This window comes from Hymenobacter convexus (assembly GCF_030580955.1).
GTDB lineage: Bacteria > Bacteroidota > Bacteroidia > Cytophagales > Hymenobacteraceae > Hymenobacter.
The window spans coordinates 99,087-113,551 of the sequence record NZ_JAUQON010000007.1 but is presented as its reverse complement, the minus strand read 5'-3'; the positions used below and the strand labels follow the sequence as shown (position 1 = coordinate 113,551).

Annotated in this window: 13 protein-coding genes; all 13 read left to right on the top strand. The window is 59.6% G+C overall.

Features of this window, described 5'->3' with window-relative positions:
- Positions 1-2 precede the first annotated feature (2 nt).
- The 13 genes from Q4S41_RS15880 (at position 3) to Q4S41_RS15820 (ending at position 14,465) form a co-directional block, all read left to right on the top strand.
- A complete protein-coding gene (locus Q4S41_RS15880; RefSeq protein WP_305032108.1) occupies positions 3-935 on the top strand; it encodes an NAD-dependent epimerase/dehydratase family protein in 933 nt (310 codons plus the stop codon).
- An 89-nt stretch (positions 936-1,024) separates the two neighbouring features.
- Positions 1,025-1,588, top strand: a complete 564-nt coding sequence (locus tag Q4S41_RS15875) for an acyltransferase (RefSeq protein WP_305032107.1) — start codon at positions 1,025-1,027, stop codon at positions 1,586-1,588.
- A 51-nt stretch (positions 1,589-1,639) separates the two neighbouring features.
- Positions 1,640-2,638, top strand: coding sequence for a glycosyltransferase family A protein (locus Q4S41_RS15870; RefSeq protein ID WP_305032106.1), 999 nt, complete (start codon positions 1,640-1,642; stop codon positions 2,636-2,638).
- A gap of 290 nt (positions 2,639-2,928) precedes the next feature.
- A complete protein-coding gene (locus tag Q4S41_RS15865; protein ID WP_305032105.1) occupies positions 2,929-3,915 on the top strand; it encodes a glycosyltransferase in 987 nt (328 codons plus the stop codon).
- Positions 3,916-3,989: 74 nt separating this feature from the next.
- Entirely contained in the window at positions 3,990-5,102 is a 1,113-nt protein-coding gene (gene gmd, locus Q4S41_RS15860) for a GDP-mannose 4,6-dehydratase (protein WP_305032104.1), read from the top strand.
- Positions 5,103-5,342: 240 nt separating this feature from the next.
- Positions 5,343-6,767, top strand: a complete 1,425-nt coding sequence (locus Q4S41_RS15855) for a lipopolysaccharide biosynthesis protein (protein WP_305032103.1) — start codon at positions 5,343-5,345, stop codon at positions 6,765-6,767.
- A gap of 103 nt (positions 6,768-6,870) precedes the next feature.
- Entirely contained in the window at positions 6,871-7,896 is a 1,026-nt protein-coding gene (locus tag Q4S41_RS15850; protein WP_305032102.1) for a glycosyltransferase family 2 protein, read from the top strand.
- Positions 7,897-8,019: 123 nt separating this feature from the next.
- Positions 8,020-9,210: an acyltransferase family protein gene (locus tag Q4S41_RS15845; protein ID WP_305032101.1), complete on the top strand. Its 1,191-nt coding sequence runs from the start codon at positions 8,020-8,022 to the stop codon at positions 9,208-9,210.
- 58 nt (positions 9,211-9,268) lie between these two features.
- Positions 9,269-10,174: a glycosyltransferase family 2 protein gene (locus Q4S41_RS15840; protein ID WP_305032100.1), complete on the top strand. Its 906-nt coding sequence runs from the start codon at positions 9,269-9,271 to the stop codon at positions 10,172-10,174.
- 50 nt (positions 10,175-10,224) lie between these two features.
- Entirely contained in the window at positions 10,225-11,424 is a 1,200-nt protein-coding gene (locus Q4S41_RS15835; RefSeq protein WP_305032099.1) for a glycosyltransferase, read from the top strand.
- A gap of 10 nt (positions 11,425-11,434) precedes the next feature.
- Entirely contained in the window at positions 11,435-12,160 is a 726-nt protein-coding gene (locus tag Q4S41_RS15830) for a GNAT family N-acetyltransferase (protein ID WP_305032098.1), read from the top strand.
- 30 nt (positions 12,161-12,190) lie between these two features.
- Entirely contained in the window at positions 12,191-13,345 is a 1,155-nt protein-coding gene (rffA, locus tag Q4S41_RS15825) for a dTDP-4-amino-4,6-dideoxygalactose transaminase (protein WP_305032097.1), read from the top strand.
- 49 nt (positions 13,346-13,394) lie between these two features.
- Positions 13,395-14,465: a glycosyltransferase family 4 protein gene (locus Q4S41_RS15820; RefSeq protein WP_305032096.1), complete on the top strand. Its 1,071-nt coding sequence runs from the start codon at positions 13,395-13,397 to the stop codon at positions 14,463-14,465.

Here is a 14,465-nt window from a genome sequence, read left to right as displayed (position 1 = left end):
CCATGAAAGTTGTTTTGTTTGGAGCCAAGGGCTTCGCCGGCCGCAATGTGGCCAATGACTTGCGCAGTCACAACATCGACGTAATCGAAAGCTCGCTCAGCGACGGCTTGGACTTGCGCGATACGGCCGCTGCCACCGCGTTTCTGCAGGAGCACCAGCCCACGCACATCGTCAACTGCGCGGCCCACGTGGGCAGCCTGAATTACGTGACCGAAAAAGCCGCCACCGTGGTGGCCGACAACTCGCGCATGATTCTGGGCATGTACGAAGCCATTGCCCAGGCGTGCCCGCTGGCCCTGGTAATCAACCCGATTGCCAACTGCGCCTACCCGGCCAAGGCCGATTTGTTCCGCGAAGACGAGTGGTGGGACGGCCACCTGCACCGCTCGGTGCTGAGCTACGGCGCCACCCGCCGCCTGTTGTGGGCCACGGCCGAGTGCTTCCAGATGCAGTACGGCATCCGCAGCATCAACCTGCTCACGCCGAACATGTACGGCCCCTACGATTCGACCGACCCCAACAAAGCCCACGCCCTGAACGCCCTGATTTCCAAGTTTGTGAAGGCCGAGAAAACCGCGCAGGCCGAGCTGCCCATCTGGGGCACGGGCGTGGCCATTCGCGAATGGCTTTACGCCCCCGACTTTGCCCGCATCGTGCGCGCCGTGCTCCTGCAGCCCGACCGCCCCGGCCTGGAAAATCCGCTCAACGTGGCCCAGAACGATGGCCTGAGCGTGAAAGAACTGGTGGACATCATCCAGAGCAAATTCGATTACAAAGGCAACGTGGTGTGGGACCACACCAAGCCCGACGGTGCCCCCAAGAAGGTGATGGACGACACCCGTTTCCGCCAGGTATTCCCGGACTTTGAGTTCACGGATTTCGAAGAAGGCATTGCCAACACCATCACCTACTACGAATCGGTTTTCCCGTATTAGGCCCTAACGGCTGGCCCGGAAGCGGCCGGTTCGTTGGCGACGCCAGCGGGCCGGCCGCTTCTTGCCGCCTCCCCTTACCAAGTCCCGCCATGGCAGCTATTTCCGATTCGGCCCAGTACGACAAGGCGCAGCTGAAAAGCTGCGGCGAAGACGTATTTATCAGTGCCCGGGTAGAAATTCGTCGGCCGCATCTCGTCACGGTGGGCAGCCACGTCGCCATCGATTCGGGGGTGTACCTGACCACCGCCGCGCAAATCGGCGACTACGTGCACCTGTCGCCCTATATCACCAGCATCGGCGGCGCGCAAAGCACCCTTGTGGTGGAAGATTTTGTGACCATTGCCGCCGGGAGCCGGCTCATTTGCGGTTCCGACCGGTTTATGGGCGACGGTTTCACCAGCGTCACGGTGCCGGAGGAATTCCGCGACACCGTGGATTTTGGCACCATTCGGTGCGCGCGCTTCGCGGGTGTCGGCACCAACGCCGTCATCATGCCCAACGTGACGCTGGGCGAGGGCAGCGTGGTGGGCGCCTGCTCCTTCGTGACCGAAGACACCGAACCCTGGACGGTGTACGTGGGCGTGCCGGCCCGGCCCGTCAAGGCGCGCCCCCGCGAAAAGATGCTGGAATACGCCCGCCGGCTGGGCTACTAGCCCGCGCCGGCCGGGCAGTGGTTGCCGGGCCCATCCCTGACTATTATCCTTATGTACACGCTTTCCTACGTTCTGACGACTTACAACAAGCTGCCTTTCCTGCGGCAGGTGGTGGAGCGGCTGATTGCGGCCCGCCAGCCCGACGAGGAAATTGTGGTGTGCGACGGCGGCAGCAAGGACGGCACCAAGGAATACCTGCAAGGACTGTTCGAGGCCGGCAAAATCCAGCAGTTTGTGTCGGAGCGCGACAAAGGAGAAGCGCACGGGTTCAACAAGGGCTTCCTGCGGGCCCAAGGCGTATTGCTGAAGCTCATCACCGACGACGACGCGTTTTGCTACCAGGCCATCGCCGAAGCCAAGCAATTCATGCTGGCCAACCCGGAAGTGGATGTGCTCACCGGCAACACCGGCCTGATTCACCTGGAGCACCTCGAAACCGTCAGTTTTTACGACGATGTGGCCGAAAACTTCCGCCGCTGGCTCGACAAAAAAGAAGTGGTCTGGATGATTGGCCTGCCCTTGCTCATTCGCCGCGAATCACTGGCCCTCACCGGCTTGCTGCACACCGGCACCGTGCAGGTCGACACCGAGTTCACCTACCGCATCACCAGCCTTAACGTCAATCTGGCCTGGAGCACGGCCATAATGAGCGTGCGCCTCGAAAACCCGCAAAGCAATTTCCGGGTGATGAACAGCGGCCAGAAATGGCGCCGGGCCAGCGACGAGGAAGCCGACCGCATCCGCTACTATTACGACAAGCGCTACAGCAGCCTGAAAAACGTGCTCACGCAGCGCGTGCCCTTCGACTGGCTGAAAAAGCCGCTCCGGCCCCTCAAGCGCGCCCTGTTCGACTTGCTGAACCGGCCGCAATACCAGGGCAACACGGCTGTGGCCACGGGCTACGTAGCCACCGGCGTGCTCGACGAAACCACGCGCCTGTCCGTCGCCTTCGAAGTGGCCGACCGGTTTATGGCCGCGCACAACGCCGCCAATCCCACCCGGTTTCTGTTCAAAACCAACCCAATTACCAAGGCGCTATCCGCAACGTGAGGTGCCGCCCCAAAATGCGCTGGCCGTTGGCAGGCCATTTCCACTGCCTTACAACCGGCGCCGCCGCCAGTCGGAACGCGGCCCATCGGCCATCTGCGACGGTCCATCAACGAGGCGTAAGCAAATGAGTTTAGGTTGATAATTATTTGAATGTTAATTGGTTGTAAATGCATTGTTTTGAGCGTAGCTGGGCTTTGGGGAACTGCCAACCGCGAATAGGGTTGCTTGTCAGTCAGCATTATGCGTTACCTTTGCCGAACCGATTGGTTTTTACAATCGCCAAATACTAGATGGAGTACCGCATTTCATACGTCGTATCTACTTACAACAAGCTGCCTTATTTGCGCCACATCATGGCGCGACTGGTGGCCGCCCGGCAGCCCGACGAGGAAATCATAGTGTGCGACGGCGGCAGTAACGACGGCACCCCGGCCTACTTGCAAAGCCTCTACGACGAAGGCAAAATTCAGAGCTTCGTGTCGGAGCGCGACAAAGGCCAGTCGCACGGGCTCAACAAAGGCTTTTTGATGGCGAAGGGCGAAATCATCAAGTCCATCAGCGACGATGACGCCTACTGGTATCCCACGATTCGGATGGCGGCCGATTTCATGATTGCGCACCCCGACGTGGACGTGATGCTGGGCCACACCGCTTTCGGCCAGCTTTACGACCAGACATTTGCCCGCGTAGGCGAAAAAAAGGTAGACGAGTACAAGAACTGGCTGGCCACGAAGGAGCCCTTCTGGATGATTGACATGCCCATGCTGGTGCGGCGCAAGTCGCTGGCCATCACCGGGTTGTTTCATACGGGTATTGTGATGGTTGATGCCGAGTTCATCTTCCGCATCACCCGCCTAAACGTGAACATTGCCTGGTGCACCGGCGTGCTGAGCATGCACCTAAACAACCCCAAGGGCAATTTCAACAACATGAGCCCCCGCAGCATCGCCGACGAAGCCCGGCGCGTGCAGATATTCTACGACGTGCGCAAATCGCCTTTCTCCCTGAACGGTGCCATTGCGCTCAGCAAGGAATTTGTGGAAAGCCTAAAGCGGCCTTTGCGGCCGATGAAGCGGCGCTTTTTTGCACAAGCTGGCCTGCCCCAGGTGCAAGACCCCGAACGTTATAGCACCGGTTACGTACCCCGCCCCGGAGAAGACCAGTTGGAGGCCGCCTACCGCGTCTGCGACGAGTTTATGGCGGCCCGTAACGCCGAGCGGGAAATCACCTTTATTTATCGTCCCAACGAGGTTACGAAAGCGCTGCAAAAAGCCTAGCGCGCCTCTTTTTCGCATTCATTGTCATACCGTGCCCCATTCCGGGCCTGAAGAGTTTTACCATACTGCATCTTATGAAAGTAGCCCTTATCACTGGAATCACTGGCCAGGACGGAGCTTATTTGGCCGAACTTCTCCTTGAAAAAGGCTACGAAGTGCACGGCATCAAACGCCGCTCGTCGTTGTTCAACACCGACCGCATCGACCACCTGATTGCGAACGACCGGGGGGTAAAAAACCCGCGCTTCACCAACCACTACGGCGACCTCACGGACTCGACCAACCTGATTCGCATCATTCAGGAAGTGCAGCCCGACGAGATTTATAACCTCGGCGCCATGTCGCACGTGAAGGTGTCGTTCGACTCGCCCGAGTACGTAGCCGACGTCGACGGCATTGGCACGCTGCGCATTCTCGAAGCCGTGCGCCTGCTGAACCTGACCAAAAAGACGCGCATCTACCAGGCCAGCACCTCGGAGTTGTACGGCCTGGTGCAGGAAGTGCCGCAGTCGGAAACGACGCCCTTCTACCCGCGCTCGCCCTACGCCGTGGCCAAAATGTACGGCTTCTGGATTACGGTGAACTACCGCGAGGCCTACGGCATGTTTGCCTGCAACGGCATACTCTTCAACCACGAAAGCCCGCTGCGCGGCGAGACTTTCGTAACCCGCAAAATCACCCGCGGCGTGGCGCAGATTGCCCTGGGCATGCGCAACGACCTGAAACTGGGTAACCTGGACGCCAAGCGCGACTGGGGCCACGCCAAAGACTACGTGGAGGCCATGTGGCGCATCCTGCAGCAGGACGAGCCCGAGGACTTCGTGATTGCCACCGGCGTGACCACCACCGTGCGCGATTTCGTGCAGATGGCGTTTGCCGAGGCCGGTATCGAAGTGGCCTTCGAAGGCGAAGGCATCAAGGAAGTGGGCCGCGTGGTGAGCGTTTCGGGCAAATACCACGTGCCGGTTGGCCAGGTAGTGGTGAGCGTAGATGCCGCCTACTTCCGCCCCACGGAAGTGGACCTGCTTATCGGCGACCCCACCAAGTCGAAAACCAAGCTGGGCTGGGAGCCGCGCTACGACCTGCCGGCCCTGGTGAAGGATATGATGCAGGCCGATATGTCGCTGTTCGAGCGCGATGCTTACCTGATGAAGGGCGGCCACAAGGTGTTCAGCCAGCACGAGTAAATCTCATTGTCGTTTAGGGGTGCGACCGGGTGAGCTTGCTTTGCAAACCACGGCCGCACAAACCACGAAGCGCTGTTTTTCAACCATCTGAAGGGTTGGGAAGCAGCGCTTCTACTAAACAAGCAGGGCGGTCCGGCTTGTCGTTTTGCCGGGCGCCGGGCGGCTTGCTGCCTCACGCGGACGGGCGCTGCCGGGTTCCGTATTCATCTCCTCATCAGTAAGCGGTTGCCGCCTGCTTTCATGCGCCAACGACTCCAACAATTTTATCAGCAAAACGTCAGCTCGCTGCGTCAGAAGGGGTCGTTTACCCGCAACCTGGCCATCACACTTTCGGGGTCGACGCTGAGCACCATCATCGGGATTTTGCTTACGCCGGTGGTGTCGCGCATTTATCCGCCGGCTGCCTACGGGCAGTTTGCGGTGTATAATGCGCTTATCAGCAACCTGAACCTGCTGACCACTTTGTCGTACCCGGGGGCGTTTCTGCTGCCGCGCCGCCGGTCGCAGTTTCTCGCCCTGGTTCAGCTCACGGTGTTGATATCGGTGGTTACCTGCGGCCTGCTGGCCGTGGGGCTGGGCATTGTGGGGCCGTGGCTGGTAAAGCAGCTACACGTGGAGGCAATGGGGGCATGGTTTTACACGCTGCCGCTGATGCTGCTGATGTTTAACCTGAACAACATCCTCAGCACCTGGTACATGCGCGACAAGCAGTTTGGCAAGCGGGTGGGGGTGGATATTGCCACTAATCTGGCCAGCCGTGCCTTCACCATTGGCTACGGCTTGCTGGCGCACGGCAACGTGGTGGGGCTGCTGCTGGCCGATTTTTTTAACCGCATCACGGCCACGGTAACCCTGGCCGTGGGCAGCATTCGCCACGAGTTCAAAGGCTTGTTTCGCCAGGTGTCGTGGAAGCGCATGCGGCTGGTGGCCCACAAATACCGCGATTTCCCGCTGGTGTACATGCCGGGCGGCTACGTTTACGTGGCTTCGACTCAACTCCCGATTTTCCTGCTGGCCCCGGCCTTCGGCGCCGAAGCCGTTGGCCTCTATTCGTTTTCGATGAGCCTGCTCGAAATGCCTATCAACGTGCTAGGGGCCGCCATTGCGCCGGTATACATGCAAAAGGCGGCCGAAACCTACCAGGAAGCGCCCGAGCGCCTGCCGGGCATCACGCTCAATCTGTACTATAAGCTGCTGTACATCGGAGTGCTGCCGTTCAGTATCGTGACGGTGTACGGCGACGTGATTTTCCGGGTCGTGTTCGGGGCCAAATGGGAAATGGCGGGCGTGTTTACCAGCTACCTGGGGTTTTACTCGCTGTTCAAGCTGCTGTCGCTGGGCACGGCGGGCATCTACACCATCATGGAGCGGCAGAAGTATTATCTGTACGCCAATATCGGGCTGCTCATCGTACGGGCCGCCGGCCTGAGCTTTGGCGTTGCCACCCACAACCTCGACCTCGCGTTGCTGCTCTTCGGCGTCGGGAGCCTTCTCTCCACGTTTGCCGTCGATTTGCACGTGCTGTCGTTGCTAAAGCTGCCAGTGGCGCGCATTGCGCTGCGCACGCTGTTGCTCATTGGGGCCGCGCTGCTGCTCGTGAAGCTCTCGCGCTGGGGCCTCACGCCGCTCTTTCCCAAATTCCTGGCCGCCACGGTGCGGCCCTAAGCGGCTCCCGCGGCCGGCCGTTGCTAAATTTGCGCGGGTGCCCGCGCGCCATTCGTTTGTCATTGCTCGCCGGGGCTGCTGCGGCCGGGCCGAATTCCTTCTCATGCCGACTGCCGTTTCCATCCTTGTCAAATCCTTCAATCGGCCGTTTTACCTGGACCGTTGCCTGCGCAGCATCTACGCGCACGTAACGGGGGATTTTACCATTACGGTGCTCGACGACGGCACCCCACCGGCCTACCTCGCTGAAATAGCGCGCCGTTACCCGCAGGTCGAAATCAAGCGTTCTGAGCTGTACGACGCCAAAGTGGCGCAGCTGGAAGCGCACGTGGCGGGCGGGCCGAAGTTCTCCTTGCGCGTTATCCCCACCAAGCTCTGGATTGAAGGCGTGGAAGCGGCCACGCCGGTATTTTGTTTGCTGGAAGACGACATATGGATGACCCAGCCGGTAAATTTTAGCGAGATGGCCGACTACATGCAGTCGCGCCAGGTCGTAATGACCAAGTTTTACTGGGGCAGCAACATCACCACGTTCCAGGCCAATATGGGCGTGCGGAGCAAGGGGCTGCAGGAATACGAACTCTCGTTGCCCGCCGGCCCCGAGTGGTGGCTGCGCGCCCTGCTGCTCAACCGGTTCAAACTGCATTCGGTGCTGCACCGGTTGGGTCTGGCTAAAGAGGGCATCTACTTTCAGCTGCCGTTCTATAGCCTGTATTCGGTGGCCTCGGCGGCATTTAGCAAAGATTACTGGCTGAACCTGTGGTCGGCGGGCCAGCAGCAGGCCGACGAAGTGCACCAGCTGGCCCGCGCCCTGCGCTGGACGCGGCAGCGCCTCTCGCGCTTCGCCAAATCCGAAGTCGAACTCACCCAGACTTCGTTTATTTCGTCGGCGACCAACATGTTCAAGGGCGTTGATTTCGACGTCATCGCGGCCAACCATTACCTGAACCAGGCGTGGCTGCACGGGCGGCTTGACGCCATGCAAAACTACCCGCGCGACTTCGACCCCGCAGCGTTGCAGTTCGTGTTCGACGAAGCCAACGACCCGCGCTGCACCTACGCCAACTGGCTGCTGTGGATTGCAAGTTTCAAGCAAGTGTACGCCAGCATGGGCGTGGTGGTGGATTGAGGCCACTTACACTGCTAACACGGCAAGGGGCGTTTACTGCGCCTGCAAAAGCTATTAATTTTAATTCGTTGGCATTGATTTGATAATCAATGCTTTGTCTAGCATTTTGATTTAAATATCTTCATGGAGTCAGTATCGCAAGCAGCTGTTCAGCAACATAAAGCTGAGAAACCAACTGCTCGAATATTCTTCCCAAACTTGAATGGTCTTCGTTTTCTGGCGGTGATGCTTGTTATCATCGACCACGTAGAGGAAAACAGGGAGCAATTCAAGCTGTCAAATTACTGGAATGTGCCGGCGATTCCACTTCTAGGCCAGTTAGGAGTCGATTTATTTTTCGTGCTAAGTGGTTTTCTGATTACCTATTTATTGTTGGCCGAAAAGCAAAAATTAGGTACCATCGACTTTCGGGCTTTCTATTTGAGACGGGTGCTTCGTATCTGGCCCCTTTATTTTTTGGTAGTAGGCATGTCCTTTTTTGTGTTTCCGTACATTGAGGTGTTGTATTTCCCGGAATTGACGCCTTTGGTCAGCCAGCAGCTGGGATATAAACTGTTGCTATACGTACTGATATTGCCTAATGCAGTCACGCATTTGTTTCCAATAGTACCTTATGTATCGCATGCATGGTCTATCGGGGTTGAGGAGCAATTTTATGTGATATGGCCGATATTGGTCTGCTATTCAAGGCGTTATATTCGCAATTTCTTGCTTTTAGCAGGTGTAATTATCGTGATGACAAATATTATGTGGGCGCTAACAACCCCAGCGCGGCATATTTTGCCTATCAACGAAATCACTACGTTCATCAAATATTTTCTGGCATTCTTTCGCATTCAATGCATGGCAATTGGTGGCGTGTTTGCTGTGTTGTTATTTCATCAGCGTACCCAACTACTGCGCTTGCTCACGGCGCGTCCGGTGCAATGGATTCTTTGGCCGCTGCTAACAATTCTAATAATCCGCGGCCAGCAGATTCCCTACTTTACGCACGAGCTTTACGCCGTACTCTTCGGTATGCTGGTATTGAACCTAGCGCTGACTGATACTTCTGTTGTAAGCCTGCGTTTGCCCGGCCTCGACTACATGGGGCGCATTTCGTATGGCTTGTACATGCTGCATCCGCTGGCTATTGTGCTTGCCATCAGAATAGCAACTGCGGTGGGAATCGCCGCCGGGCCAACCCATCACGCTGCCGTATATTTAATAGCGGTGGCTGTTGCGATATTCCTGGCCGCTGCCTCTTACCAATGGGTAGAAATGCCTTTTTTGAATCTGAAAAAACGATTCGCTCACGTGTCAAGTGGCGCATAATCTGCATCCGACCTGTAGGGATTAAATTGACCCAAGGCGGGTATTAAATAATTGCGTTGTGAAAGAAGTTTTTTTCAGTATTGTCATTCCCACCTACAACCGCGCCGACCTTATTGGCCTGACGTTGCAGTCGGTGCTGGGCCAAACCTACCCGCACCTAGAAATTCTGGTAGTGGACGATGGCAGCAAGGACAACACCGCCGAAGTGGTGCAGCGCTACGCCACCGATGCGCGCCTGCGCTACTTTCCCAAGGAAAACGCCGAGCGGGGCGCGGCCCGCAACTACGGCTTCGCCCGTGCCGTTGGCGAGTACGTGCTGTTTCTGGATTCGGACGACCGGTTCCACCCTGAGCATCTGGCCACGCTACACGCCAAAATTCAGGAGCTGAAGCAGCCCAATTTCATTGCCACGAAGTACGACTTTGACCGGGCCGGCCAGCACGCCGACAGCGACACGGCCGCCCTGGCCGAGGGCTGGTACGGCCTCGACACCTTTGTGCGCGGCAATGCACTGGCCTGCAACATCTGCATCCGGCGCCAGAACCCGGGCCTGCATCTCTTCGAGGAAGACCGCCGCTACGCCGCCGTGGAGGACTGGATGTTTATGTTGGAAAACACGCAGCAGGACCGGGTGTACCTCGTCGATGCCGTGACGCTCACCATGAACGACCACGACCAGCGCTCGATGCGCTCCGATAACTCGGCCCTGGTGCGCCGCCTCGAACTGGCCCTGGCCTGGATGCTAGACCGGGTGGCCCTCACGCCGGAGCAGCGCCGCACGCTCACGGGCCGGGTGTACTACCTCTGCGCCATCCATGCCTACGCCGACCACCACCGCGGCCAGGCCTGGGGCTACGCGCGCAAGGCCGCGCCCTATTTGCCTGTGCGCACGGCGGCCCTGCTGCTGGCCCGCTGCCTGGTAGGCGAAGGTGTGGTGCAAAGCCTGAAAAAGCTGCGCACCTAAGCCCGGCCCCGCCGCCGACCTATTTCATTCCGCTCGTTGTTACCGTTGCTATGCGCATTCTATTCTTGAGTTATTGGGGCCTGCACGACGGCTTGACTACTTCGACCGTTTTTCCGCACCTGCGCGTGTTGCAGAACCGCGCCGACGTGAGCGCCGTGCGCTTGGTAACCATTGAGCGCGGCCCCGATGCCCAGGCCGAATTGCAGTTCACTCCAGGCTTTGTGGCCGATAAAATCTCCTTTGAGCCCTTGCGTTCCCGGCCGGGCCGCAACGTGATTCTCAATAAAATCGAGGATTTTACGCGCTTCCCGCAGGAGCTTATCCGGCAAGTAGCCGAGTTCAAGCCCGACTTTATTCTGGCTCGCGGGGCGCCGGCCGGCGCATTGGCGTACTTGGTGTGGCAGAAAACCAAGCTGCCCTTCTACGTGGAATCCTTCGAGCCCCACGCCGCTTACATGCGCGAATCGGGGGTGTGGCGCGCCTACGACCCGCGCTACCTGTTTCAGCGGCACTGGGAGAAGCGTCAGAAGCAGCTCGCCAAAGGCCTGATGCCCGTGGCCGAAAACTACCGGCAGCAGCTCATCAGCGAAGGCGTACCGGCCCAGCGCATTGTGACGGTGCCTTGTTCGGTTGATGCTCAGACTTTTGCTTTTGATGAGACGGCGGCCCGGCGGGTGCGCCAGCGCCTGGGCTACCCGGCCACGGCGGTGGTGGGCATCTACGTGGGCAAGTTTGGCGACATCTATTACGACCAGGAAGCCTTCGACCTTTTCCGCGCTGCGGCCGACCATTTCGGACCTGATTTCCGGCTCATCGTGCTCACGCCCAATGCCGAAGCCGACGTGCGCCGCAAGCTGCAAGCCGTAGGCCTGGGCCCCGACCAGGCTTTCGTGACCAAAGCCCCGCACGCCGAAGTGCCCGACTACCTGTCGGCGGCTGACTTTGCGTTTTCGCCCATTCGACCGGCGCCGTGCCGGTTGTTTTGCTCGGCCATCAAGATTGGCGAATACTGGGCCAGCGGCCTGCCTGTACTGGTAACGCCCGGCGTGGGCGACGACTCGGCTATTATCGAAGCCGAGCGCGGCGGGGCCGTGTTCGACCTCACGCAGCCGGGAAGCGTGCCCGCGGCTCTGGCCCGCCTCGCGGCGCTGATGCACGAGCCCGAATACCGCACCCGCATCCACGAGCTGGCGGTGCGCCACCGCAGCCTCACGCGCGTGCAGGAAGCCTACACCCAGCTGCTGCCTTAAGCTGCTGGCCATGAGGGATAACGCATCGGTCGAACTCCTGGCTTGGGACAGCGCGTGGCTGGGCTATTCCGTGGGGCGTGCCACGGCCCACACCCCGCAACAGGTGACCGATGCAATGGCCAATGCCCAGGCGGCGGGCTTGCAATTGCTGTATCTGGTAGTGGATGCCGGAGCCGAAGCGGCTATTGCCAGCGCGCAAGCTACCGCCGCGTGGCTGGCCGATGTGCGGCTGACATATGCCATGGCGCTGCCTGGCGTGGCTCTGCCCAATGAAGCAAAAACGCCTGGCCTTGCCTATCAACTGGTGACCGAACCCTCGGCCGCGCTCCACCAGCTGGCCCAGCAAAGTAGCCAGTACTCCCGCTTTCGGCGCGATGCCCGAATCCCCGCCCAGGCCTGCGACCAACTCTATGCCGAGTGGCTGAGCCAGGCACTGGCCAGCGGCACGGCCTGGGCTGCCGTGCGGCAGGGCACGCCGGTAGGGTTGCTCACGCTCGGCGTCCGTGAGGGCCACGCCAGCATCGAGCTGCTGGCAGTAAGCCCGGCCGCCCGGCACCAGCGCATCGGGCAAGGGCTGGTGCGGGTGGCGCAGCTGGAGGCGCGCCGGCAGGGACGGGAAGCGCTGCAAGTGGTGACGCAGGAGGCCAATAGGGCCGCGCAGCTTTTTTACGAACACTGCGGTTTTCGGCTGGCCCGGCGCGAGTACGTGTTTCATCTTTGGCAGCAGCCCGAGTAGGCTGCTGTGCGCCGTATCTTTGCGGGCCCGATGAGTGACCTGATTCCCTTCAACAAACCTTATTTTTCCGGCAACGAGTCGCGCTACATCGAAGAAGCGGTGCGTTCCGGCAAAATTTCCGGGGATGGCATGTTCACGCAGCGCGTGCACCGCTACTTCGAAGAACAGTTGGGGTTTCGCAAGGTGCTGCTCACCACCTCGTGCACCGACGCCCTGGAAATGGCGGCCCTGCTGCTGGACGTGCAGCCCGGCGATGAGATAATCATGCCCTCGTTTACGTTTGTGAGCACGGCCAACGCCTTTGTGCTGCGCGGCGCTACCATCGTTTTTGCCGACAGTACCGCGCTCAACCCCAACATGGGCACTGCCGAGTTGGAACAGCTCGTGACCCCGCGCACCCGGGCCATTGTGCCGGTGCACTACGCCGGCATTGCCTGCGACATGGACGCCATTCAGGAGGTAGCAAACCGCCACGGGCTGGCTGTGGTAGAAGACGCCGCGCACGCCATCGATAGCTACTACCGGGGCCGGCCGCTGGGGAGCCTGGGCACCATGGCCACGTTCTCGTTTCACGAAACCAAGAATATTATTTCCGGCGAGGGCGGCATGCTCGTTATCAACGAAGCCCGCTACGATGCACGGGCCGAGGTCATTCGCGAGAAAGGAACCACCCGCTCGGCCTTCCACCGGGGCGAAGTAGACAAGTACGGCTGGGTCGACGTGGGGTCGTCTTTTTTGCCCTCCGACATCATTGCCGCCTACTTGTGGGCCCAGCTTGAGCAGATGGACGACATTCAGCGGGTGCGCCGGGCGGTGTGGCAGCGCTACTACCAGGCGCTGGCCCCGCTGGCCGCGCTGGGCATTGGCCTGCCCGTGGTGCCCGACTACGCCACCAACAACGGCCACCTGTTCTACCTCGTTTGCCGCAGCCTGGCCGAGCGCACCGCGTTGCTGGCCCACCTGAAAGAGCGGCAGGTGTGGGCCGTTTTTCATTACCTGCCCCTGCACCGGAGCGCCTACTACGCCGCCAAGCACGACGGCCGCGCCCTGCCGTGGGCCGACTACTACGGCGAGCGGCTGGTGCGGCTGCCCCTGTTCTACGAGCTGGCCGAGCACGACCAGCAACGGGTTATTGAGGCCGTATTGGAGTTTTATTTTAACCGAGCTACCCTGGAGTTGCTCTAGCATCACTCGTTGCCAGGCTGCTTTCGCGCCGGCTTATTTTCGTCATTTTATGCGTATTCTGTTCATCGTTCCTTATCCGGCCGGCCGGGCACCGTCGCAGCGGTTTCGCTTTGAGCAATACTTCGACATCCTCACCGCCGCCGGGCACCGCTACGAAGTGGCGCCCTTTATTTCGGTGGCTACCTGGAATATTCTCTACAAGCCGGGCCAAAGCCTGCGCAAGGCGCAAGGCATTCTGATGGGATTTCTGCGCCGGTTTGCGCTGCTGTTTTCGGTGCCGGCTTTCGATTTCGTTTTCATTCACCGGGAAGCGGCTCCCGTAGGTCCGCCCGTGTTCGAGTGGATAATCAGCAAGCTGCTACGCAAGAAAATTATTTACGATTTTGATGATGCTATCTGGCTGGCCAACACCTCCGAAGCCAATAAAATAGCGGCCGGCGTGAAATGGCACCACAAGGTGGCCGACATCTGCGCCTGGGCCTATAAAAACAGCTGCGGCAATGCCTACTTGGCCGCTTACGCCCGGCAATTCAACCCGGTGGCCGTGGTCAACCCGACCACCATCGACACCGTGCATCTGCACAACCAGGTGCGCGACCAGGCCGCGCCCGGCCGCCTCATCATTGGCTGGACGGGCACGCACTCCACCCTCAAGTACCTCGACCAGGTGGTGCCCGTGCTGGCCAAGCTGGAAGCCGAAGGACTGGATTTTGAGTTCCGCGTCATTTCCAACCAGCCGCCTCAGTTTCCGCTGCGCTCTTTGGTTTTTTTGCCCTGGCGCAAAGAAACTGAAATTGCCGACCTGCTGGGCTTCCACGTGGGCCTGATGCCGCTGGAAGACGACCCCTGGGCCAAGGGTAAATGTGCATTCAAGGCCTTGCAATACATGGCGTTGGGCGTACCGGCATTGGTGTCGCCGGTGGGTATGAACACCGAAGTGGTGCAGCACGGCTACAACGGCTTTGTGTGCGCCACGCCCGCCGAGTGGGAAGCCAGCCTGCGGCAGCTGCTGGCCGATGCCGGCCTGCGCCAGCGCCTGGGCCAGGCGGCCCGCGCTACTATCGAAGCCCGTTATTCGGTTCTATCGAACACCGCCAATTTTCTGGCGCTGTTTCAATAA